This window comes from Maridesulfovibrio sp., assembly GCF_963666665.1.
In the GTDB taxonomy this organism is placed as follows: Bacteria; Desulfobacterota; Desulfovibrionia; order Desulfovibrionales; family Desulfovibrionaceae; genus Maridesulfovibrio.
In genome coordinates this window covers 2,637,074-2,660,530 of record NZ_OY762999.1, presented here as the reverse complement: position 1 = coordinate 2,660,530, position 23,457 = coordinate 2,637,074, and the positions used below count along the sequence as shown (strand labels likewise).

The 23,457-nt window shown below is 49.4% G+C and carries 13 protein-coding genes and 2 tRNA genes; 9 read left to right on the top strand and 6 right to left on the bottom strand.

The genetic code is table 11. From position 1 onward, the window contains the following. Nucleotides 1-8: 8 nt before the first annotated feature. Nucleotides 9-5,408 carry an MG2 domain-containing protein gene (locus ACKU40_RS12205; RefSeq protein ID WP_320173069.1) on the bottom strand — a complete coding sequence of 1,800 codons (5,400 nt, stop codon included), beginning with the start codon at nucleotides 5,406-5,408 and terminating at the stop codon, nucleotides 9-11. A gap of 230 nt (nucleotides 5,409-5,638) precedes the next feature. On the opposite strand from ACKU40_RS12205, the gene ACKU40_RS12200 reads away from it, so the two are divergent. Then, nucleotides 5,639-6,046 (top strand): hypothetical protein, encoded by a 408-nt coding sequence (locus tag ACKU40_RS12200; RefSeq protein ID WP_320173068.1) that lies wholly within the window; start codon nucleotides 5,639-5,641, stop codon nucleotides 6,044-6,046. Nucleotides 6,047-6,048: 2 nt separating this feature from the next. Here the strand turns inward: ACKU40_RS12200 and ACKU40_RS12195 are convergent, their stop codons facing one another. From ACKU40_RS12195 to ACKU40_RS12175, 5 genes are all read right to left on the bottom strand, one after another. Further along, nucleotides 6,049-8,376 carry a cache domain-containing protein gene (locus ACKU40_RS12195; protein WP_320176381.1) on the bottom strand — a complete coding sequence of 776 codons (2,328 nt, stop codon included), beginning with the start codon at nucleotides 8,374-8,376 and terminating at the stop codon, nucleotides 6,049-6,051. Nucleotides 8,377-8,665: 289 nt separating this feature from the next. Next, nucleotides 8,666-8,742 (bottom strand) — tRNA-Arg (locus tag ACKU40_RS12190). Nucleotides 8,743-8,932: 190 nt separating this feature from the next. Further along, nucleotides 8,933-9,009: transfer RNA gene (locus ACKU40_RS12185), tRNA-Arg, on the bottom strand. 120 nt (nucleotides 9,010-9,129) lie between these two features. Further along, entirely contained in the window at nucleotides 9,130-11,307 is a 2,178-nt protein-coding gene (locus ACKU40_RS12180; RefSeq protein WP_320173067.1) for an MFS transporter, read from the bottom strand. Next, complete coding sequence (locus tag ACKU40_RS12175) at nucleotides 11,271-11,843, bottom strand: TetR/AcrR family transcriptional regulator (RefSeq protein WP_320173066.1); 573 nt, start codon at nucleotides 11,841-11,843, stop codon at nucleotides 11,271-11,273. Before ACKU40_RS12175 ends, ACKU40_RS12180 begins: the two co-directional genes overlap by 37 nt. 1,082 nt (nucleotides 11,844-12,925) lie before the next feature. Here ACKU40_RS12175 and ACKU40_RS12170 point away from each other — a divergent pair. The 8 genes from ACKU40_RS12170 to pta all read left to right on the top strand — a co-directional run bounded on the left by ACKU40_RS12170 (nucleotide 12,926) and on the right by pta (nucleotide 23,278). Beyond that, nucleotides 12,926-13,573 carry a succinate dehydrogenase/fumarate reductase cytochrome b subunit gene (locus tag ACKU40_RS12170; RefSeq protein WP_320173065.1) on the top strand — a complete coding sequence of 216 codons (648 nt, stop codon included), beginning with the start codon at nucleotides 12,926-12,928 and terminating at the stop codon, nucleotides 13,571-13,573. A 13-nt stretch (nucleotides 13,574-13,586) separates the two neighbouring features. Beyond that, nucleotides 13,587-15,440, top strand: coding sequence for a fumarate reductase flavoprotein subunit (locus ACKU40_RS12165; RefSeq protein ID WP_320173064.1), 1,854 nt, complete (start codon nucleotides 13,587-13,589; stop codon nucleotides 15,438-15,440). A gap of 20 nt (nucleotides 15,441-15,460) precedes the next feature. Then, on the top strand, nucleotides 15,461-16,198 hold the full coding sequence (locus ACKU40_RS12160; protein ID WP_320173063.1) for a fumarate reductase iron-sulfur subunit: 738 nt from the start codon (nucleotides 15,461-15,463) through the stop codon (nucleotides 16,196-16,198). Nucleotides 16,199-16,201: 3 nt separating this feature from the next. Then, nucleotides 16,202-17,041, top strand: coding sequence for a fumarate hydratase (locus ACKU40_RS12155; protein ID WP_320173062.1), 840 nt, complete (start codon nucleotides 16,202-16,204; stop codon nucleotides 17,039-17,041). Then, nucleotides 17,041-17,598 carry a Fe-S-containing hydro-lyase gene (locus ACKU40_RS12150; protein WP_320173061.1) on the top strand — a complete coding sequence of 186 codons (558 nt, stop codon included), beginning with the start codon at nucleotides 17,041-17,043 and terminating at the stop codon, nucleotides 17,596-17,598. Before ACKU40_RS12155 ends, ACKU40_RS12150 begins: the two co-directional genes overlap by 1 nt. 39 nt (nucleotides 17,599-17,637) lie before the next feature. Beyond that, nucleotides 17,638-18,957 (top strand): malic enzyme-like NAD(P)-binding protein, encoded by a 1,320-nt coding sequence (locus tag ACKU40_RS12145; RefSeq protein ID WP_320173060.1) that lies wholly within the window; start codon nucleotides 17,638-17,640, stop codon nucleotides 18,955-18,957. Between the two features lie 217 nt (nucleotides 18,958-19,174). Then, complete coding sequence (locus ACKU40_RS12140; RefSeq protein ID WP_320173059.1) at nucleotides 19,175-20,707, top strand: DASS family sodium-coupled anion symporter; 1,533 nt, start codon at nucleotides 19,175-19,177, stop codon at nucleotides 20,705-20,707. Between the two features lie 441 nt (nucleotides 20,708-21,148). Further along, the gene (gene pta, locus ACKU40_RS12135) at nucleotides 21,149-23,278 is read left to right on the top strand and encodes a phosphate acetyltransferase (RefSeq protein WP_320173058.1); all 2,130 of its coding nucleotides are present in this window, start codon (nucleotides 21,149-21,151) and stop codon (nucleotides 23,276-23,278) included. Nucleotides 23,279-23,457 lie beyond the last annotated feature (179 nt).

Genomic DNA, 23,457 nt, shown 5'->3' with positions numbered 1-23,457 from the left:
GGCATTCTTTATTTAATTATCATCTTACCTAATGCGGTAGCTGCTGCCTTTTCAGGATCATACATACCTTCCACCTGCACCGGGGGCACTTTGAATTCTCCACGGGTAACGGCGCGGAGCAGGGTCACGTTTTCGACCTTGCCTTTGGCGGGTATGTCAGAGAAAACCAGCACCCGGTCATCGCGGATATCCACATGATCAGGCTGCACATTTCCCTTGGCGATCCACGGCAGATCCTCGCGGGTGGCAAGTTTGGTGTTCTCCGGTTCAAGGCCGGAGGGCAGCAGGCAGCTTATGACTGCATTGGAGACGGGCTTGTCTGTGGAAGTTACCACCGTGCGCATGGCAACAAGCTGTCCTTGCTTGATGTCACCCAAGTCGAGCGGTTCACCATCACGGGTCAGGAATTCTCGTTTTATATCCAGACCGTTGGAATATGGCTTCCAGCTTTCGATGCTCGGAACAGCGCGGCTGCTGATGGCCCAGACAAATGTGCCTTCTGCGGGGGCTGCATCAAGTTTAATGGAAAGCTGTTCATCGCCTTTGACTGTGACCTGTGCGGTTCCGTTGGTTTCAAAAGCAGCGAGTTCCTTGTCGCCACTCATGATTTTACCTGCAGGATGCGGCACGACCTTGGTCTGACCGTAGAAAGTGCCTAAAGCGAGGAATCCGAGGCTGTTGTCCTGAGTCACGTTGCGACCGTTGTCAGCCATGAGATTGTAGAGCTTGTTGGCAAGCTGCGGGATTGCATCATCCTTGCGGTCTGCTTCCATACGTACCAAAAGTTCAAGGGCGAGGTCGCGGACTTCGGAACTGAAGAGCTGGTCCTTGTCCTTGCCTTTTGCCGGAGCAGGCTTGGCGGAGATGAGTTCCCGGTAGGCAGCCATGTCGCCGGAAGCGGCAAAAGCTCCAGCCAGCAGGGTCAGGGACAGCTTATCCATGTCTGCCGTCTTGTTCTCACGCAGATAATTCATGGGACCATGCATAATCTTGCCGGAACGGGCCAGCACATATTGTGCGTAGCAGGGCAGACGGTATGAATAGCCGTCACGAATGGTGTCGGCATAGTTGTTGGCAACAAAACGCTTGGCCCTGTTGAGGAGCATGCTGTCTACCTGATAACCGGAAATGGCGGCCTGTTGCAGGAAGTGCAGTACGTAGACTGAGACCCAAGGCTCAGAACGGTGCGCTCCGGGCCACATTGCAAAGCCGCCGTCGGAAGTCTGCATCATGGACAGCCTGCTCAAGGCGGACTGAACCATGTATTGCGGAGATTCCTTCTCAAAGGACTGCGGCGAAAGCTCGCGGGCAAGTTCCGGGAACTTCAGCAGCGGAAAAGCCTGTGACACTGTCTGCTCTGCACATCCGTAGGGATAATGGAGCAGGTAGTCGAGCTTTCCGGCAAGGCGCAGCATGGGCTGGTTGCCGATTATGAGTGTGCGTTCGGCAGTACCGACACGCATGCCTTCAAGCTTTGCCGGAAGGTCGGTGGATTTATCTTTTATGAAACCGGATTCGGATGAACGCTGCACAGGCAGGGCCGCGCGTATGTTCAGATCGATGGAAGCTCCGGCTTTTTCATTGTTGCCCTCAGCGGAGAACTTGAAGTTTGCAGGACCGAGGTCTGCTTCGGTCTGGGTTTTGAAGAAAGCGGTCTTCTGCCTGCCTTGCGGCACGGTGAAACCTTCCAGTCCCATTTCATTCTTCATGGCACCGCTGGTTTTGATAGCAATATTGAAAGTGCCGTCTTCCGGGGTGTCATTGCGGACACTGACCGGGATATCGAATATTTCATCCGGTGCCAGAAAGCGGGGCAGGGTCGGGGTGACCATAAGCGGTGAACGCACGGTCATGATTTTAGAGGTGGAACCGAATTTTCTGCCGTCACTGACTACAGCCATAACGCGCAGGGCTCCGCTGAACTCTGGAATCTTGGCATTGAAAATGGCTTTACCGTCTTTATCCGCAGTGATGATGCCGGACCAGAAGGTCACCGGCTTGACTCTGCGGATGGCGGAACTGCCTGCGAATTGCTTCATCATAGCCAGCTCCATGCCGCCGCCTGCAAGCGCCTTATTAATGGGGCCTGCATCAGGCATGAGCAGTCCGAAAGTATCGGACCAGCGCACACCGAGAGCACGTTTGGCGTAGAAGTAGTCAAAGGGACTTGGAGTCTTCTGCCCTGAAAGGCGCAGTATGCCTTCATCTACTGCTGCAATGGTCAGTTTTGCGCCGGGTTTGGTCTGAACCTGCAAGGCCACAGTCCGTTCGGGACGGGTGGTCTTGGGGCAGGTAATATCAATGCCGAGCCTGTTGCTTTCGCGGTCCACAAACAAGGGAACCGCGCCTACTGCCCGCGCGCTGGAACCGGCTTCAAGCTTGTTCACTGAGCGGATCAGGGTTGCGGTTACATATGCATTGGTGCTGATACCTTTTTGGACCGGAACCTTGATGCTGGCTGTGTTGCCTTTCACTTCAAGTTCTTTGGTCCAGCGGATGGAATTGTCTTCGATGGCAACCATCATACGCCCAGCAAAGGGAGTGCGGATCTGGTATTCAGCCATTTCTCCGGGTTTGTAATCACCTTTGCGGGTGGGGATGATTTCAAGGCGGGCCGGGTTTTCCAAGGCCCAAGGGGAATAGCCCCAGCCGCCGCAGAAGAAATCAGCCTGTGCTGAAACCCCTGATTCGGGATCGCTGAGAATTATCCGGTAGCTGCCGAATTCCGGCGGGCTGACCTTGAATGAACCTTGCGCATCATTTGCGGAAATTTCGCGGGTTTCCAGCAACTGCGGATCGCGCTCGGTAACGTACTTATATGAACCGGACGGAGTGGCGCGGACAATGGTCTGCCAGCGGTCGCGGTAGAGCTTCATAAGCAGTTTTCCGGCTACGGTCTTTTCTCCGTTCGGGGTCAGGGTTACGTAATCAAGTTTTACGGATTCACCCTGTTCATAGCCCTGTTTGTCCATTATTTTCAGACCGGGATAGAACTTGGAGATAAGCACCGGATTGATCTTTGAAGCTGTGACTCCGCGTCCTCCGGTTTCGCTTACCCGTGCGGTCATTCTGGCCTGAATGGCGGAGTCTGACTTGATGCTTGCCGGGATGTCCGTGCTGAATGAGAATTTACCTGATTCATCAAGCTTTGCGTCAGTTTTTAGAATTTCACGGGGCTTGAAAGAACTTTTATCGGTGTTGAAGCGGTAGTTCTCATACCCTTCTGGAGTGAACTCAGCAGGTTCAAGCATTACCCTTGCAGATACCGGAAGGTCTTCTGCCGGGGGACCGAATAAGTATCGTCCTTCCACTTCAAAATTAAGCTTCTGACCAACCGAAGCGGGCTTGGAGGTAAGGATTTCCGCGCTGATGCGGTCCGGCATGAAATCTTCCACAGAATAGCGGAAATCGCCGATACGTTCCTTACCGGCAAGCAGTTTGATGTTGAACTGTCCGGTGGGAGAGTAGGCCGGGATGGCCCGTTTGAATTCAACCATGCCTTGGTTATCGGTATGGACGGTGCGGCGGAAAAGTTCACGTCCGCGCTGGTCGGAATATACTAACACCACTGGCATTTTCTTGGGCGGCTTAAGGTTGCGGTCGCGGACTACGGCCACACCTTTGACGGTTTCGCTGGGACGGTAGAGATTACGTTCACCGTAGGTATAGGCGGTCAGTCCTTTGGGAGATAGCCGCTGTCCGGCAATATCAAGACCGGAGCGGTCGGTGGCGAAACGGTCCATGAGCATGAAGGTCATGTCGTTCTTACGGGTGACCACAGCCATGTATGCACGGCCGAGGTCCTTACGCATGTCTTTGTTCTTAAGCACCAGTATTCCCCGGGAATTGGTGGTCCCGGAACCCATGATCTGATTGCGGTTGCTGATCAGCTGAACTTTAGCGTCAACAACGGGTTTGAGGTCTGAAAGTGAAGAAATCCAGAACAGAGTTTCTTCATCTCCTTGCTTTGCAACTATACCGAGATCGGTGATCATGACCCAGCGCTGAACGCCCATTCCCTTGCCGGGAACCATTGCTCCGATGCGGTAAAGCCCTTTGCCTCCCTCGGCAATGAAGCTTTTCACAGACAGGGGAGTGGTTGTCTTCGAGTTCTTTTTGCCGGAAGTTTTGATTTTTCCAGAAAAAATGCGATTGCCCAATGCTGCGGAGATTCCGCCGCCATAAGTGTTGGGATCAAAGGCCATGTAGCCGTAATGGGTGAAAAGTGAAAACAGGTTGTTGGGGAATACCCGGTCAACAGTGACGTCTACATCGCGGGTGTTGACGGTCTCAATGCCGAGGGTTTTGTACCCTGATTCAGAAAGGAACATCCCAGCGGAGGAAAAGTCGGCAGTCGGTTCAATGTCCGGGATGATGATGTTTTCAGTAATGGTTTCTTCAAGTAAGGCACCGTCAGCTGCGGTCAGTCCTTTTTTGAGGGTGACGGAGTATTTCTTACCCGGCTTGAACGGGCCGGAAAGAATCAGCTTTTTTCCGGATGCGGCAGCTGAAAGATTGATAGCGGGCTTGATGCTCAGCATTTCAAGTCCCTGTGCAGGAATGACCGGACTGGAAAAGCCGAGTTCTACCCGTCCACCGGCAAGGGAACTGGCCGCATTGTACCCGGAATAGCCGAGCACAGGATCGAAGACCACTTCTATTTTCTTCTCATAGTCTTTGCCCAGAACCATGGCTCCACGCCCGTCGGGCAGGTCTTTGCTGATTTTCAATACGTATGTCTTGGGTGCGACCTCTTTTTCAACCGGTGCACTCACAAAATGTTGATAGTAATCATCGTAATTGGTGGTGATGCTTAAGGGGATTTCCTTGCCGTCAGGTCCGGTCAGGGAAATGTTTTTGAGTGTGTTCTCGGGAGTTACATAGTTGCTGAAATTGATATTTCCTTCGATGCGAACCTTGCGCCCTTGGCCTGCGACAGGCTCGTTGCGCAGTTCGATCTCTTTCACTCCGAAACTGCCGGTCTGCACGGTGAATGTTTTTTCTCCGGTAAGAACCTGACCTTTCAATAGAAAATTTTCCGGCTTAAGTTCAATGGTAAAGCGGGTGTCGCCTTTAAATGCAGGATCGGCGGTAAAGCGCAGGGCATAGGGGTTGATCCAGCGCCATTCACCTTTAACTTCCGGGCTGATGACGGCCGGGATTTTTTTCAGGGCATAGGAGGGGGCTTCCGGTCCTATGGGCATGTCAAAAGCCAGCAGTAATTGTGAATATCCCTGACTGTCGAGGCTGACGTCAGTTACTTTAACTCCTTCGCCGGAGATCATCCTTGCGGAGACGGAGTCGTGTTTGGTTTTAAGCAGTCCTGCCGCTTGAATGGCGCATATCATGAGCAGCAGGGCGATGATGATATTTTTTTTGTCTTTGAACGGGGTCGGTCCTCTGTCCATGGTGAAATCCTCGTTTATATAAAATTTATGAAATAGCGTTTGATAACCGGGCAGATGATGCCATTTTTTTTATTCGCAGTCATCGTAGGAAAACTGGCGTACTTAATATTAATAACATGTTTTTTATGGATTTGCCTCTTTAGTCTTAGGTGTTTGCAAGATGTTGGCAACTATGTATAGTTATATGAAAAATTAAATATAAACCTTAGGTCTAGTAATTGGAGTCAGTTTTGGAAAATCATAATATTGCGATTATCGGTCTGGGGAGAATTGGCGCTGCCTTTTTGAAGAAAGCTTTGTCCAGCGACTGCGAAATGACAGTTAAGGCTGTCTGTGAAATGTGTGATACTCCGGGCCGAAAAATGGCTGAAGAGGATAATGTCCCGGTAATGGAGTTGAACGACATCGTTAATTTAGGCGTAGGCATCGATATCATATTCGACCTTACCGGAGATCAGAATGTTTCCCGTGTTTTACGGGAGAAACTCCTTCAGGGTGGTAATACCTATACGGATGTAGCTCCTGCAAGAGTGACCAGGTTGGTCTGGACATTGATTGCAGGTGATGAATATCTCCCGGATCTGGGTAAAAGCAAGAGCCAGATTTATGCCGATATACTGCTTGAAGGAGCGAAGTAGATTTAAGTCAATATGGGCAAGGAAATAGTGAATCTGGTCCCTTCGCCGGGGTTGGAGTCAGCTGTGATCGTTCCCCCATGATTATGGGTTATGATGTAGTAGGATACTGACAATCCCAGTCCGGTTCCGATTCCCGGTCCTTTCGTGGAATAGAAAGGCTCAAAAATCTTTTTAAGATCTTCGTGTGGAATTCCGGGGCCGTTATCCTCTATTTCCACCCGTACAAATTTTTCATCTGAAGATGTTCGGATGGTTATGGTCGGTATCTTGTTGGTGTTTTTTTCTTCCACAAGAGCCTGAGCCGCATTTTTTATCAGGTTGAGGATTACCTGACTGATTTCCATCTCCGTGAAATTAAACATTGGTGATGAATTAAAATCGCGGATGATTTTAATCGTTTTAAAGTCATATTTTTTCTTGAAATCATAATCGTTTGCCGCCAGCGATAGAGCTGTTTCTATCACAGGCTCAATCCTACCGGAAGATTTTGAAGAATTACTTTTGCGGCTGAACTCCAGCATGGATTTTACTATGGCAGCCGCACGGGTACCTGCTTCCTGAATACTGCGGAGGTATTCGTTGATTCCTCTTTTGTCCATGTAGTTTCGCAGGTTATCCAGATCTATGTTGCATTTTTCCGCAACCGGAAGATTGCTCTTCAACGTCGGGGAAGTGCGGCGAATGATATTCTGGGTGACCTGCATGATGATCCCCAGTGGGTTGTTGATTTCATGGGCCATTCCTGCAGCCAGACCGCCGATGGACATCATCTTTTCATTCTGGACCATAATTTTCTGCATTTTCCTGCGTTCGGTGATGTCACGCATTACGATAAGCAGTCTTTTCTGGCCACCAATTGTTGCCACCCGTGCAAGGTTGTCGGTCCAGAACGGTTCTCCTGTTTTTTTCTTAACCATCCATTCAAAGTGAACAGATTCTCCGGAGAGAGCCTTGTTGAAAAGTTCAGCCGCATATTTATTGTCATAGGGAGGGCTGTTAAAACTGATTAATTCAGGACTCATACCAATAGACTCGGTTCTTTCCATGCCGAAGAAGTCCAGAAATGTCTGATTGACGTCGGTGAAGACCCTCTTTTGAATGTCCATAACGGCAATGGCGTCTTTAGTAGCATTGAATATTTCACGGTATGTTATTTCCGATTTGAGCAGCTCACTCTTGGCCGATTCTCTGCTGTCGATCATGTTATTGGCCAGTGCAGCCATATTGTCGAATTCAGTGAAATCGATTTTTGTCCGGTCAATTTTAACGGTCGAATTTGTCCCTTTGCGAAAGAAGTTTTCAAATGAATTGAAGTTTTCAGTTAAGACCCTTTTGAATTGTCCTGCAAAGAACAGGGTTATCAATGAAAAAAGAACAATGAGGCTTATTACTGCAGCAATGTGCAGTAAAAGACTATCCCAGAGTTGTGCTTTTCTTTGCTGAAGCTTTCCTTCCAATCTCTCAATATTTACATTCGCTCCGATAACCCAATCCCAGCCCGGAACAGCTGCGCAATAGCTCATTTTTTTGTATGTCTTGAAGCCTGACGATATTGAGGGGCTTTTGTAGGTAATAAATCCCCCGCCCAGTTTTGCTTTCTTGATAAATTCCTGAACGATGAAAATGCCGTCGGAGCTCTTTAGCTCCATAATATTTCGACCTTTGTTTTCTCCAAGCAGAGAGGTCCCTTTCAGGGAACCTGCGAAATACTCATTACCGTTAGCATTCAATTTATTCAGTCGTCTCAGGACAAGGTCTTGGGTATGCTTTGTTATTGTGTCCTGATAACTTCCGGTTCCAAGCACCCACTGATACGGTTTAAAGAGCTTTATGTATGATGTCTTTTCATATGATAAGTCGGAGCGCCCGGGTTTGGGCCACAGGTAATCAATATAGCCTTCCCCGCGTTTAGCAGCGAGGCTGATCATTTCCTTAAGGATATACCTGCTGTCGGAAGTCTTGGAGTTCAGTACATTTTGACCTGTAGTATCCGGTGCGTCGGTATGCAGCTCCAAGACTCCGTCCATACTGATGATGAATAGGTAAGAATCGTCATAGTCGTAAATCATGGCCGCCAGAGTTGTTTTAATTAGTTGTTTAAGCTCTTTCTCGGCCATGGAATTTTTGTATGTTCCGTAGAGTTTCATTGCCAGGCTGTGTGCTTCCAATATGGAATTCTTGACACTGGTAAGGCTTGTACTTCTGGCCGTATTTCGGCTGAATTTGATATAGTCCTGAATTCTGAAAACGTCTTTTTTCAGTGATTCCTGAATACTGCCCATTATTTCAGCCTCGGCTTCCTGCAATTCCTCTTGGTAGCTGGAGACCATGTAATACACGGTGAGACCTCCAAAAATGAGGATCGACGAGAAGCACAGAGTCAATATGGATCGTGAGAGTATGGTGACTATACTTTTCATTGCAATATCGTTTTTTATTGGGTTCAGGTTCAAATTTTTTATGCAGTACAGAAGTGGAGCCTTCATTTTAAAACGATATCATTGCTCAAGGAGCGGGACAAGGGAGTATTGTAATTCAGTATATAAAAAATATATTTTATTGGGCGGGAAAGAAAAAAGGGTTACGATCATTTGATCGTAACCCTTTGAATTCTTTAAGTGGCGCGCCTGAGAGGATTCGAACCTCTGACCTACGGATTCGTAGTCCGGCACTCTATCCAGCTGAGCTACAGGCGCGCGTCGAGAAGAAGTGTTTATGTGTATTCCTTAGAATCGTCAAGCAAAAAAATTAAAAAATTAAAAAAAGTTTTTGCTGCTCACGTTGAAAACGGAACTCAATTCGTATGAGGAAAATAAACGACTTTTCAAAGAACTTTAAATCAAAAAATGGCCACGATTTTGATCGTAACCATTTGATTTTTCTAAGTGGCGCGCCTGAGAGGATTCGAACCTCTGACCTACGGATTCGTAGTCCGGCACTCTATCCAGCTGAGCTACAGGCGCGCGTTGAAGAGGGTTCTATGGAGAAACCATCTTAAGGTCAAGGGTTATTTTAAATAAAATTCTATTTTTTGTGAATAATTAATTGGATAAGTCTGCTTTGGTTTGTTTAATTATTTAATATTATTGACGTTTGTTTAAAACAATAGAAGGGAAGTTTTTTGTGGTCACGATGCTCATGTCAGGCAGAATCCACATAGCCGAGCAGTCTGGGAAGTGTTTTTTAATAAATTCAGTCCCTTTTTTTGGCCCCATGATGAATACGGTTGTTGCCAAGGCATCGGCTGTTTCAGCATCAGGGGCCACGGTAGTCGTGGCGATACTTTCAGCGGATGATTGCAGCAGTGCCGGGTCGAAAATGTGATGTTTACGGGCTTTGTCATCCTTGGATACCGGGGTGATGAATTGATAATAATCACCGGATCCGCAGACAGCACTGTTTTTTACCTTGATGTGTCCGATGATTCCTTCTCCGCGTGGATTGCGGATGCCGATGGTCCATTCCCGTTCACCGAAGACCATGAAATCTCCTCCGGCTTCGACCATGGCGGTCTTGATACCGGAAGATTTCAGGTGATTCGCGGCAGCATCAATGATAGTCCCCTTGGCAAGGCCGCCCAGATCGAGGGCCATGCCTTTTTTGGGCAGGTAGATCCTGTTTTCAGAGGGATCAATTTCCAGCAGCCTGTAATTAATCAGGTCTTTATGTCCGGCAAAGCGGCTTTTATCCAAGGCGTAGTAAAACGGGGTGGTGGTAATGGCACCGATCGTTATGTCGAAACTTCCGCCGGATTTTTCACTGATTTCAAGGCCGCGTTTGATGGTTGCAAACGCCTTGTCCGATACCCGCACGGATTTTCTGCCGGATTCATGGTTGATCCTGCCTACGGAACCTCTTTTGTTGCGGTGGTCGAGGTCCTTTTGCAGGTGGTGCATTATGGCAACGGTTTCTTTGGCGGTTTTTCGAGTAGCTGAATTGTCTCCGCCGGGGATGGTCAAGTTGACAACGGTTCCCATGGCGACGTCACTGTAGCGGTAGATTTGCGGGAGGTGGTTTTGTTTTAGGCTATACGGAACAAGAGTGAGTAGGCTCAATGCGCTGATTATGATGACGGCAAGGCCGGATTTCTTGAATCCTTTCCGGTTCAGACCTTCATATAATATGAAGAGGGAGCTTACGGCTCCGATTATGGACGTTAGTCTGAAGGGAGTGCTTATTTGACCGCTGGCACTTACCATCATCCCGCAGAAAAGAGGTCCGGCCATAAATCCGATATTTGCTGCCATGTTGGCTAAGCCTAAAGCCCTGCCTTTTGCACAGCCTAGTTCCGAGCATATAGCCATTGATGCAGGCATTGAGATGGCAGCACCTATGCCGGAGAGGATTCCGGTAAACATAAAGCCGGGAATCGTAGAGCAACCTCCGAGAATATAGAGGGCCAACGCACTTATGAGCATGCCGGCAGAGGTTGTCAGTCTGCGTTCAAATCCGGCCAGCAGCTTTCCAAGAATGGGCAGCAGCAAAACTGTAGTCAGGCTTGGAATGGAAAAGAGTAATGCCGTACTGCCGGGGCTTAGCTGCAGGGCAGACTTAAGCAGCACCGGATAAAAGGCGATCATGCTGCCTATACCCATTCCCCGTCCGAAAAGGGCAGTCATGATGCTCAGGAACCGGCGTGGGGTTATGTCCCCAGCTGAATCCTGTTCTACCGTATGGGTGGGGAAGTGCTTGGTGCATAGTGAGAAAATTATGAAGGCAAGTCCCATGAAGGCGGACATGGCTCCCAGTACAGGCAGGTAATCCTTATCTATATATAATAGGCCTCCCAGCAATGGGCCGAGCAGGAAGGAAGAGTTCATCACTGCCGAAAGTATTGCAAAACGGGAGGAAAGCTTGTCTCCGCCCAAGGAGGCACCGATGGCGGCCATGCTTACCGTACGCACTGTTCCGGCGCAGATTCCGAGGATGAATTGGATCGCGTAAAGTGTTTCGATGGCCGGGTGGAGAAGATAAAGCAATGGAAGCAGGAAGGCCAATCCGCAGGAGATAAGCAATGGTTTGGAACTGCCGTGTGTATCGGCGTAATTTCCGGAAAGGGGAGCAATTAACAGTTTCGCAAGAAAATACCCCGCAAAACCGCTGCCCAGCCACATGCCTCCCGCTTTTTCGTCGAGATTCATCAGGGGCAGGGTGAAAGTGAAAACTCCGGTCCCCATGGAAGCGGCAAAGACCGCCCCCATCAACAGGGGAATATTGAACCGGATCAGGTTTTGGCTAAGCTTCGAATTATGAATTTGCATGCTTCTTTGAAAAGATTGTCGATCTGGAAAGGGGTCAGAAATTCGGTACGTACTGCACCGACTATGTTTCCGTATACCAGATATGATGTATGTGGCAGCGGCACTTCCATGATGGAGCCGTCTTCAATTCCCTGACTGATGTATTCTTCAATGCGATCTATCAGTTGCTTGAACTTGTCTGCAATGTGGGTGCGGTCAAGGTGCGGATACTCATCGCTGAAAGGAGAGCTGCGCAGTAGGGTCGGAAAGGTTGTCCTGTTGGCTATGGTGAAATCAAAATATGCTTGAACGAATATTCCTAATGATTCAAGGCCGTTTTTTCCTTCTTTTGCTTTGTCAGTGAGTATTCTCAGCATCTGGTCGATTAATTCTCGTCCTGACTCGAGAAAGAGATTATCTTTGTTGCCGTAGTAGTGAGACACAAGTCCGGAAGCCACTCCAGCATGGTCGGCAACCATTTTCAGTGTGGTTGCAGTGTAGCCGTGTTCACCGAATTGCTCTTGTGCGGCTAGCAGGATTCTTTCTTTTTTGCTCATAAGGGCGGCTCCGTTATTAGTCTGTCGCGGGTACGGATTGTCAGCAAGAAAACCGTATCTACAGGCGGTTATGAGAATGTGTCCATAGGACCGTTTCAAGCGGTAAAAAGGACCGCTATTGAAGCCAGATTCTGACTTTCATATTTTTCATTAGTACTCAATAGAAAAATTAACAAGGTTGAATATTGTTAGCTTTATTACTTTTAAAAATATTTTTATGGCTGTTTTGACGGATTTTAAGTTAGAAGAGGAAATGTTAGTTTTGGTCTTTGTTAAAATACTTGTGTATTAATGAGGTGTTAGGTGGGTGTTATTTTTTTAAGTCTGGTGCCACTTGTGGGTTAGTGCAAAATTTCACTAACTTGTCAATAAATTTTTCGAAATTGATTGACCAGCCAATTAAGTGGTGTTAGAAAGATTACAACCAAATGGTGAAACAGTCCATACAGAGTGAAGTAGCCGTATATTTGACAATGTGATTTACAGGTTTTGTGATCTGGTTGATTTTAAATCTCTCCGAAGATGTGTTGGTGCTCATGTCTGCACTTCTCGTTCTTCGGGTGCCGGGGGATGTATGCCAGTGTTCAGTCAAAACATATCTGCAAAGGGTGGGGTGGGACCTGTTCTTGCAGATTCAGGAAAGGTTTGTCTCCAGAGCCGTTCACGGTTTTTGAGCCAGTCCTTTTTGCTGTTGTTACATTGCCTCTCTTTCTTTCATTCCTTTAAATCTTCTGCCGATCAAGTCCCCGCCTGCTCCGGGACAACTCAATGTTCGGCTTCCATAATTCCTTTCTCTGCACACAGCTATACAAACAGCCCGTTTTCGCTTGCGGAAACGGTTAATTCAGCTTGCTCATTGCACAGGTTCCTTTATCCATTTTCGAAAATATTCCCTATTAAGGGGATTATGCCTTTTAAGCCGGGTATTTAGTCCGGCGGCCGGACATGAGTCCGGATGGTTTTCTGGGAAGTGGAGTTGCCGGTTTGCGATCGGTAACGGGTCAGTACCACAGTACTCATGCTGATGAGGTCATGTTGGTAATCCATTAATGCGGGAGAAATTCCGTCAAAGGAGGATGATTATGGCTGTAAATGTAGGTATGCACGTGGCGCGTCCAGGGAAAAGGGATGCGGTCCTCGACTGGCTGCAAATGCTTACTGGTGCCGGACTTGTGGCTTTTATGTGGTGTCACATGATTCTGGTTTCCTCAGTAGTCATTTCGCCCAAGATTATGAACGCCATTGCGTATTTTTTTGAAGCAACATACATGGCGCAGGTCGGCGGCCCTTTGATTTTCTTAACTTTTTTGCTACATTTCGCTCTGGCGGCGAGAAAGATACCTTTCCGTACGGAAGGGCAGGCAACCATATTGCAGCATGCACAGATGCTGAAGCATCGTGACACCTGGCTTTGGGTTGTGCAGGCCGTGACCGCAATGGTCATCCTCGTAATGGGTGCCATTCACATGTGGGTTGTGCTCAATGATCTTCCCATTACTGCCGCGAAGTCGGCGGCCCGTGTAGCTGAAGGCGGATGGATGCTCTTCTATCTGGTTCTTCTGCCCTGCGTTGAGCTTCATGTCAGCGTCGGTTTCTACCGCATCGGTGTTAAATGGGGATTTATCAGGACTGAGAACCGGAAGCAGGCCAAGAAGCTTGAATCCATTCTCTTTGCGACCTTTATGGTTATCGGCATCATCACCCTGATCAGGTTCATCACTTTAAGTTAAACGGGGTTCTTAAATGCAAACATATTACTCTGATCTCCTTGTTATCGGCGCCGGATTGGCGGGCGAGCGCGTGGCTGTGGAGGCGGCCCAGGAAGGTTTTGATGTAATCTGTCTCTCAATTGTCCCGGCACGCCGGTCTCATTCATCGGCAGCACAGGGCGGCATGCAGGCCGCTCTGGGTAACTGTGCCAAGGGCGAGGGAGACAACGTAGACGTCCACTTCGGCGACACTGTTCGCGGTTCCGACTGGGGCTGTGACCAGGAAGTGGCCCGTCTTTTCGCAGACGCAGCTCCCATTGAGATGCGCAGACTTGCACACTGGGGTGTGCCCTGGAACCGAGTTGTTCCCGGTAAATCCTTCTATTTCAAAGGTGGCGAGAAATTTGAAAAAGAAGAGAAAGAAGAAAAGCGCGGCCTGATTACGGCCCGTTCCTTCGGCGGTACCGCTAAATGGCGTACCTGCTACACTTCCGACGGAACAGGACATGCGGTTATGTGTACTATGGATAACCGCTGTGCCGAACTCGGGATTAATGTTTTTGACCGCAAGGAAGCTATCTCCCTCATCCATGACGGCGATAAATGTACCGGTGCGGTTGTCCGTTGTCTGAGAACTGGCGAGCTGGAAGTGTACCTTTCCAAGGCAACTTCCATCTGCACAGGCGGTTTCGGACGTATCTATAAAGCAACTACCAACGCAGTAATCTGTGATGGCGGCGGGCACATTATTGCCCACGATACCGGTGTAGTACCTATAGGTAACCCGGAAGCCATTCAGTTCCACCCCACCGGAATCGTGCCTACCGATATTCTGGTAACAGAAGGTTGTCGCGGTGACGGCGGAACGCTCCTCGACGTCAACGAAGAAAGGTTCATGAACATTTATGAACCGGAAAAGGCCGAGCTGGCTTCCCGTGACGTTGTTTCCCGCTGGATGACTCACCATATGCGTCAGGGCAAGGGTGTTAAATCCGCTTACGGTGAACACCTCTGGCTGGATATCCGCCATCTCGGAGACAAACATATCTCCACTAAACTGCGTGAAGTAGATGAAATCTGCCATCACTTCCTTAACGTTGACCCCCGCAAACAGCTCATCCCGGTCCGTCCGACTCAGCACTACACCATGGCTGGCGTGCGTACCAATAAAGATGGCGCGGTTTACGGCCTCAAGGGTCTGTTCTCTGCCGGTGAAGCTGCATGCTGGGATATGCACGGCTTTAACCGTCTCGGCGGTAACTCACTCGCTGAAACCGTTGTTGCAGGTGGTATCATCGGTTCCAAAATCGTTGAATTCCTCAAGGGCTACGAGACCGATTTCAAAACTTCCCTGGTTGCTGAAGCTGTTCGCAAGCAGCAGGATCGTATTGAGAAGCTGCGCAGCGGTGCCAACGGTAAGGAAAATGTCTACAGGGTTCGCGAAGAAATGCAGGATGCTCTCATGGAAGGCTGTTTTGTATTCAGAAACGATGCCGGACTCAAAAAATGTATTGATACTCTGCAGGGTACTCTTGAAAAGGCCCGTAAGGTCGGTCTGGTTTCCAACGGTCTTGGTGCAAACCATGAATTGGCTGCGGCCCTTAAGATCGAAGGTCAGGTCAAACTGGGCTTGTGTATTGCCAAGGCTGCTCTTGAACGTACTGAAAGCCGTGGTTCCCATAACCGCGAGGACTACACCGCTCGTGATGACAAGAATTGGCTGAATCGTACTCTGGCTTACTGGCGTGAAGGCGCTGATATGCCTGAACTGCAGTACGAAGACGCTACTCCCTGTTACGAGATTCCTCCGGGAGACCGTGGTTACGGCGGCGGGTCCATCATCGAAGCCGACAAGGCCGAGATTGAAGCCAAGATGATCAAGAAATAACCCCTGATAAGGATATTAAAATGAGCAGACAACTCGAATTTGATATATTCCGCTATAATCCTCAGGATAAGGGGTCGGTTCCGCACATGCAGACCTATGTGCTGGATGAAACCGAGAACATGACCCTGTTTATCGCGCTGAACCGTCTGCGCGAGGAGCAGGACCCCGGCCTGATTTTTGACTTCTGCTGTCGTGCGGGCATCTGCGGTGCCTGTGCCATGGTGGTCAACGGCAAACCCCGTCTGGCATGCCAGACCAAAACTGTTGACCTGCCTGAACGCATTACCTTGCTGCCCCTGCCCGTATATAAGCTGATCGGTGACCTTTCAGTTGATACCGGTATCTGGTTCAGGGAAATGTACCAGACCACAGAATCATGGATTCATACCAACAAAACCTTTGATCCCAATGCCCTTGAAGAGCGTATGGAAAACGAGGTTGCCGAGCAGATTTACGAACTGGAGCGCTGCATTGAATGTGGTTGCTGTGTTGCCGCTTGCGGTACCGCCCGCCTTCGTGACGACTTCCTCGGTGCTGCATCCTTGAACCGCGTGGCCCGTTTCGTAGTCGATCCTCGCGATCAGCGTACCGACCGCGATTACTTTGAGATTATCGGTAATGATGAAGGTATCTTCGGCTGCATGGGCTTGCTCGGCTGCGAAGATGTCTGTCCCAAGAATCTTCCGCTGCAGAACCAGCTCGGTTTCCTGCGCCGCAAGATGGGTATCACCGCAATCAAGGAAATATTCAGGAAGTAAGCTATGCGTACCATTAAAGCTGAACAGGTTATCGATGCCGTGGCGAAAATGTGCGTAAGCGCGAACCGCTACCTGCCTGAAGACGTGAAAAAGCGTTTCAATGAATGCGCTGCAGCCGAGGATTCCCCGGCTGCCAAGGAAGTATTCAGGCAGATCAAAGAAAACTGGGAACTGGCTGCAGAATCAGGACTTCCTCTCTGTCAGGATACCGGATTGGCTGTCTTTATCGTTGAAATGGGTGAAGATGTTCGTGTAGAAGGTATGAACATCCGTGACGCCATCAACGAAGGTACCCGTAAAGGTTACGAGGAAGGATTCCTGCGCAAGTCTGCCTGTGATCCCCTAACACGTGCTAATACCAAGGACAACACCCCGGCCATTATCCATTTTGATATTGTCCCCGGTGACAAGATCAAAATTACTTTCATGGCCAAGGGCGGCGGTTCCGAGAACATGAGCCGGGTGACCATGCTTGCACCTGCTCAGGGCTGGGAAGGCATCAAAAAGTTCGTCATCGAGCGTGTTGCCGAAGCCGGACCCAACCCCTGTCCCCCGACCATGGTCGGTATCGGCGTGGGTGGAACCTTTGAATATTCGGCACTGCTGGCTAAGAAATCTCTGATGCGTAAAGTGGGCGAGCCCCATCCCGATCCTGAGATTGCCAAGCTGGAAGCCGAGCTTATGGAAGAGATCAACAAACTCGGTATCGGTCCCATGGGACTGGGCGGCAAGACCACCGTCTTTGACGTGAAGATCGAAATGCGTCCCTGCCACATTGCGTCTCTGCCGCTGGCGGTGAACATCCAGTGCCATTCTTCAAGGCACGAGGAGGTGGAACTCTAATGGCTGAATACAAACTCACCACCCCGCTTACTGATGAAGATATGGTTCAGCTCAAGGCCGGAGATGTGGTCAAACTGACCGGAACTATCTATACCGCCCGCGATGCTGCACACAAAAGGCTTTGCGACCTGCTTGATAAAGGAGAGGAACTTCCGTTCGATTTGAAAGGTTCGGTCGTTTACTACGTCGGTCCCAGTCCGGCCCCTCCGGGCAGGCCTATCGGGTCCGCAGGTCCGACCACAAGTTACCGCATGGATACTTACGCACCCCGGCTGCACAGCCTCGGCCAGAAAGCCAGCATCGGCAAGGGCAAGCGTAATGATTCCGTCAAGCAGGCCTTAAAGGATTACAAAGCCGTTTATTTCGGAGCTACCGGAGGTGCTGGTGCTCTGCTTTCCATGTGCATCAAGGAAGCGAAAGTGATCGCATTTGATGAACTGGGTCCCGAAGCCATCCGTGAATTGACCGTCGAGGATTTTCCCCTGCTGGTCATCAATGATACTCACGGTGGTGAATTGTATGCCGTCCCCGATCGTAAGGCGGCCGGTCTCGAGTAAACGTCGGAATTTGCAACCGACTAATTAAGGAGAATACTTATGGCTCTTTTCACTAAACAGGAAGCTCTCGATTATCATTCCAAAGGTAGAAGAGGTAAAGTGGAAGTCGTTCCCGTAAAACCTTGCAATACCCAGAAAGACCTTTCCATGGCTTACAGCCCCGGTGTTGCCGAAGCCTGCAAGGAAATTGCTGAAGATAAAGAAAAATCCTATCTCTATACCGGTCGTGGAAACCTTGTTGCGGTTGTTTCCAACGGTACTGCCGTTCTCGGTCTCGGTAATATCGGTCCCGAAGCCGGTAAACCGGTTATGGAAGGTAAGGGCGTTCTCTTCAAGGTTTTCGCAGACGTCGACGTTTACGATATCAACCTCAACGTTACTGATCCCGATGAGCTTTGCAACATCGTAAAAGCCCTCGAACCTACCTTCGGCGGTATCAACCTCGAAGACATCAAGGCTCCTGAATGCTTCTACATTGAAGAAAAGCTTAAAAAAGAAATGAATATTCCGGTTTTCCACGATGACCAGCACGGTACCGCGATTATTTCCGGTGCAGGACTGATCAACGCTGCTGAAATCACAGGGAAGAAAATCGAAGATATGCGCCTGGTTGTTTCCGGCGCAGGTGCTGCGGCTGTGGCCTGCACCAACTTTTACATGTCTCTGGGTATCAAACGTGAAAACGTTGCCATGTTTGACTCCCGCGGCCACATTAACAAGAGCCGTGAAGGACTCAATGAGCAGAAGCTGCAGTTTGCAACTGACAAGGAATACAAAGACCTTGCAGACGCAATGAAGGGTGCTGACCTCTTCCTCGGCCTTTCCGTAAAGGGAATGGTTACCAAGGACATGGTTAAATCCATGGCTGACTCACCGATCATTTTCGCCTGTGCGAACCCTGATCCCGAAATCTCCTATACCGATGCCAAGGAAGCACGTCCTGACGCAATCATGGGTACCGGACGTTCCGACTTCCCCAACCAGGTTAACAACGTTCTCGGTTTTCCCTTCATCTTCCGCGGTGCACTTGATGTAAACGCCAGTGCTATCAATGAAGAAATGAAGATTGCTGCAGCAACTGCTCTTGCTGCTCTGGCAAAAGAACCGGCTCCGGATTACGTCTGCGAAGCTTATGGTGTGGATAAGCTTGAGTTCGGCATTGATTACATCATTCCCAAACCGCTCGACCTGCGTCTGATCGAATGGGAATCTGCTGCTGTTGCACAGGCTGCAATGGACACCGGTGTAGCCCGCAAGAAGATCGATATCGAAGAATACAAGAAAGAACTGCGCGAACGTCTGGCTGCTTCCAGAAAACGCGTCGGAGAGTTTCTCGAGACCTATGATTTAGATCTCTAGTTCTGCTTGAATAATTTGTAAGAACAACCCCTCCCGGTCTTTCGGGACCGGGAGGGTACAAATGGTGATGAGGTCCTGTATGTAAAGTATCGGCAGTCCTTGCGGATCAGGCAGGTGTTTTCCGAAGCGCTGACAACCCGTTTTTGATGTGCCTATCATTTTCGGGGCAGAGGGGAACATTTTTCCGTGGGGAGGCCACAAGCTCAAGTGAGGGACTATGAGCGATAAACAAGACAGTGGTAACGGACGTAAAATCGGTTTTTTCTTAGGCCCGATTGTTTTTCTGATCATGCTTTTCATGCCCGTTCCTTCGGGGATGGAACCAGCAGCGTGGAAAGTTGCGGCAGTAACGGCCCTGATGGCTATCTGGTGGATTACCGAAGCCATTCCTATTCCGGCAACATCATTAATTCCTATTGCCTTATTTCCGCTGCTGGGTGTTGTTAAATCCGCAGCGGCTTGTGCTCCTTATGCTAACCATCTTATTTACCTGTTTATGGGTGGCTTCTTTCTGGCTGTAACCATGGAAAGATGGAATCTACACAGGCGCATAGCACTGCATACCATTAAAGCCGTGGGAACCAGCCCCGGACGCATGATCCTCGGATTCATGATCGCCACCGGTTTCCTTTCCATGTGGGTTTCCAACACCGCGACAACCATGATGATGGTTCCCATCGGTCTTGCTGTTATCCAGCAGGCTACCGGTTTTGATTCCAAAGATCTTAAAGCCTGCGCCAATGCAGGTCCTGAATCCAACTTCGGCAAATGTCTCATGCTCGGTATCGCCTATGCTGCTTCCATGGGTGGTGTCGGTACCATCATCGGTACTCCTCCGAATACCGTAATGGTCGGTATGGTGGACAAAATGTATGGTGTTCATATCGGTTTCGGCCAGTGGATGCTTTACGGTGTACCTCTTGCCGCAATCATGATCGGTGTTTCATGGTGGCTGTTGACCAAGGTTCTTTTCCCTTCCAAAGGATTGGAACTTGCCGGCGGTGAAGCCATCATTAATAAAGAAATCGAAGCCCTTGGCCCCATGTCCAAGGAAGAGAAGTATATCGTTATTGTCGGTTGTTTCGTTGCAGCATTCTGGTTGTCCCGGGGATTCATGAAACCTCTGGTGAAGGATTTCTGGCCTAACTTCGGTTATGTGCACGATGCTACCATCGGTATTCTTGGTTCATTGATTCTGTTTGCTATTCCTACCAATTTTAAGAAAGGAGAGTTCCTGCTTGATTGGAAAACCGCAGTTAAAATTCCTTGGGACGTAATTCTGCTCTTTGGTGGTGGTCTGGCAATTGCCAACGGATTCTCAAAGACCGGTCTGGCAAGCTTTATTGCATCAAGGTTGACCTTGCTCGACGGCATGACCCTCCTGATGTTTGTTGCCATAGTAGTTCTGATAACCATTTTCTTAACTGAAATCACATCCAATACTGCCACCGCGACCTTGCTCGTACCTATTATGGGTAGTGCGGCAATCGCCATGGGCGTGCATCCTTTTGCCACCATCGTTGGTGCCTGTGTTGCCGCTTCCTTTGCATTCATGCTTCCGGTTGCGACTCCGCCCAACGCTGTTGTTTTCGGTTCCGGCTGTGTGAGCATCAAACAGATGGCTTCGGCTGGATTCTGGCTCAACATGATCGGTGCAGTCCTGATTACCCTCTCGGTGGTCTACCTGCTTCCGGTTCTTTGGGGCGTCAATTTAAGTGTCCTCCCAGACTGGGCTGTTATGCCTAAGTAACACCCCCTACGTTTCCGGGCGGCCAGTTCCGCCCGGAAAATGATTTTTCACGGTATTTAAAATATTTCTTTGAAATTTCTCTGCAGCCGTATGGTTGTGGATTCCATATCTGCGTCCGAAATTCGGACCGGGAGACACCGGATGTCCCGCAAGCATCCTCCGGCAGGGTCACGACCTGTTTGCCTTTTTAGCGCTACAAAGGGTTGCAGCTTATATTCAAGGCAGCACGGCGGACCTCATCAGCACCTCTTGTGGCCGCTGCCGGGTGTCTCCGAACCAGATGTTTCATAAAGCACCATCTGCTTTGTCTTGCTCTTTACATCCAGCACTTTCTTAAACGTCTGGCAGACGACGCTTTTTCCGTTACCTCATAGACGTGATTAAAAATAAAAGATTTGGTATTAGTAAATTCCCACGCAGTAACTGAATTCAGGAGAAAGAATGTCTAAGAGCTTATACATTGCGGCAACAGAGGCCCGGAGCGGAAAATCAGCAATTGTTCTCGGGGTTATGCAACTGCTGTTGACCCATCTGCGCAAGGTTGCGATTTTCAGGCCCATCATTCACGACAACTTCCGTGAACGTGACCACGATATTGATCTTATTCTGCGTCATTTTAAACTGCCGCAGGAATATAAAACTACCTATGCATATACCCAGAGTGAGGCTACCCGCCTGCTCAATGACGGCAAGCATTCCTTGCTGATGGAAAACATTCTTGACCGGTTCAAGGCGCTGGAAGCAAATTACGATTTCGTGCTCTGCGAGGGAACTGACTACCTCGGCGGCGAGGCGGCAGTTGAATTTGAGATAAACCTCGATGTTGCCAGTAATCTAGGTTGTCCTGTTCTGGCTGTGCTCAATGCCATGGACAGTTATGAAGATGAAATCTGCGATCTTGCCAACCGGACCGTGGCAATGTTTGAGGAAAAAGGGCTGGATGTCATCTCTGTCATGGTGAACAGGGCTGCAAGGGAATTTTCTCCTGATCTCGGAGAACGGTTGAGGCGCTGTCTCAAGAGCGAGAGTCATCCATTGGTCTACGTTCTGCCCGATGATAAAAGGCTGGGTAATCCGACCATGTCTGACGTTGTTAAGTGGCTGGATTGCCGGGTGCTTTACGGCCGAGAGCGTCTTGATACGCCCATCGACAACTATGTAGTCGCGGCCATGCAGATTGAGAATTTTCTTAAATATGTCAAAGACGGCAGTCTGATTATTACTCCCGGAGACCGGTCGGACATCATTCTTGCCAGTTTGTCTTCGCGTCTTTCTGATGCTTACCCCAATGTTTCCGGAATCCTGCTGACCGGCGGAATCAAACCGGCCATGACCGTCCATCATTTAATAGAAGGGTGGAAGGGTGTTCCTCTGCCTATTCTGGTTGCTCCGGGCCATACTCATAAAACCGCCCAGATCCTGCGAGGCCTGCACGGTAAAATCGATCCAGAAAATCAGGTTAAGGTGCTCTCGGCCATGGGACTTTTCGAAACTTGTGTGGATTCGCATGAGTTGCAGCAAAAACTTGTATCCAGCCGTTCCACAAAGATCACACCATATATGTTTGAGCACACCCTGCTGCATAAGGCGCGTGAGAACAAGCAGCGCATAGTTCTTCCTGAAGGCAAGGAGGAACGTATCCTGCGGGCTGCGGATATTCTGCGTCGCAGGGATGTTGTGAAACTCACCCTGCTCGGAAACGAGGATGAGATCAGGAAGACTGCCTCGGATATCGGAATCAGCCTGAACGGTATTGAAATTGTTGATCCGGTAAAGTCAGAGCATTTTGAGCTTTTTGTTGATGAGTATTACGAGTTGCGCAAGCATAAGTGCATTGTAAAGGATGATGCCCGTGACCGCATGAGCGATCCCACTTATTTCGGGACCATGATGGTGTATACGGGAGTGGCTGACGGAATGGTTTCCGGTTCAATCACCACTACAGCACAGACCATCCGCCCGGCTTTTGAGTTTATTAAGACCAAACCCGGTTTTTCCATTGTCTCCAGTGTGTTTCTCATGTGTCAGAATGATAGGGTCATGGTTTACGGTGACTGCGCAGTGAACCCGAATCCCAATGCGCAGGAACTTGCTGAAATTGCCGTCAGTTCCGCCCACACAGCGAAGATTTTCGGCATCGAACCAAAAGTTGCCATGCTTTCTTATTCTACCGGGGAGTCCGGCAAGGGGCGTTCTGTGGATAAGGTAAAAGAGGCTACTGAACTGGTACGTAAAATAGCACCTGAAATTGCGGTGGAAGGCCCGTTGCAGTTTGATGCTGCCGTGGACCCGGATGTTGCTTCCGAGCTCATGCCGGATAGTGAAGTTGCCGGGCAGGCCACTGTTTTGATTTTTCCAGATTTAAATACCGGGAACAATACCTACAAGGCCGTGCAGCGGTCGCAGCCGGAATCTGTTGCCATCGGCCCGGTTTTGCAAGGCTTGAAAAAACCGGTCAACGACCTGAGCCGCGGATGCACAGTGCGTGATGTTGTCAACACTGTGGCGATCACCGCTATTCAGGCTATTGCAGAGAAAGATCGGCAGGAAAATCAAGCCGGGAGGGAGTAATCTTTTAAAATATTTTTTGTGTGATTGAATGCACTTCCAAAGGGGGGATCTGGTCTCAAGGCCGGATATGAACCTTGGAAGTGCCGGTGTTTCAGGCATTTTGAACGGCTGACCAACTTTTTTGCATTTATCAGCCCGGAAGCAGTGAAATACGGGTAGGCAACGCGTATAGTCATGTG

Coding starts and splice junctions, on each gene's coding strand:
- ACKU40_RS12180 (WP_320173067.1), bottom strand. CDS start 11,307: ATGCAAATTCATAATTCGAAGCTTAGCCAAAACCTGATCCGGTTCAAT.
- ACKU40_RS12195 (WP_320176381.1), bottom strand. CDS start 8,376: ATGGTCTCCAGCTACCAAGAGGAATTGCAGGAAGCCGAGGCTGAAATA.
- ACKU40_RS12205 (WP_320173069.1), bottom strand. CDS start 5,408: ATGGACAGAGGACCGACCCCGTTCAAAGACAAAAAAAATATCATCATC.
- pta (WP_320173058.1), top strand. CDS start 21,149: ATGTCTAAGAGCTTATACATTGCGGCAACAGAGGCCCGGAGCGGAAAA.
- ACKU40_RS12170 (WP_320173065.1), top strand. CDS start 12,926: ATGGCTGTAAATGTAGGTATGCACGTGGCGCGTCCAGGGAAAAGGGAT.
- ACKU40_RS12175 (WP_320173066.1), bottom strand. CDS start 11,843: ATGAGCAAAAAAGAAAGAATCCTGCTAGCCGCACAAGAGCAATTCGGT.
- ACKU40_RS12150 (WP_320173061.1), top strand. CDS start 17,041: ATGGCTGAATACAAACTCACCACCCCGCTTACTGATGAAGATATGGTT.
- ACKU40_RS12155 (WP_320173062.1), top strand. CDS start 16,202: ATGCGTACCATTAAAGCTGAACAGGTTATCGATGCCGTGGCGAAAATG.
- ACKU40_RS12140 (WP_320173059.1), top strand. CDS start 19,175: ATGAGCGATAAACAAGACAGTGGTAACGGACGTAAAATCGGTTTTTTC.
- ACKU40_RS12145 (WP_320173060.1), top strand. CDS start 17,638: ATGGCTCTTTTCACTAAACAGGAAGCTCTCGATTATCATTCCAAAGGT.
- ACKU40_RS12160 (WP_320173063.1), top strand. CDS start 15,461: ATGAGCAGACAACTCGAATTTGATATATTCCGCTATAATCCTCAGGAT.
- ACKU40_RS12165 (WP_320173064.1), top strand. CDS start 13,587: ATGCAAACATATTACTCTGATCTCCTTGTTATCGGCGCCGGATTGGCG.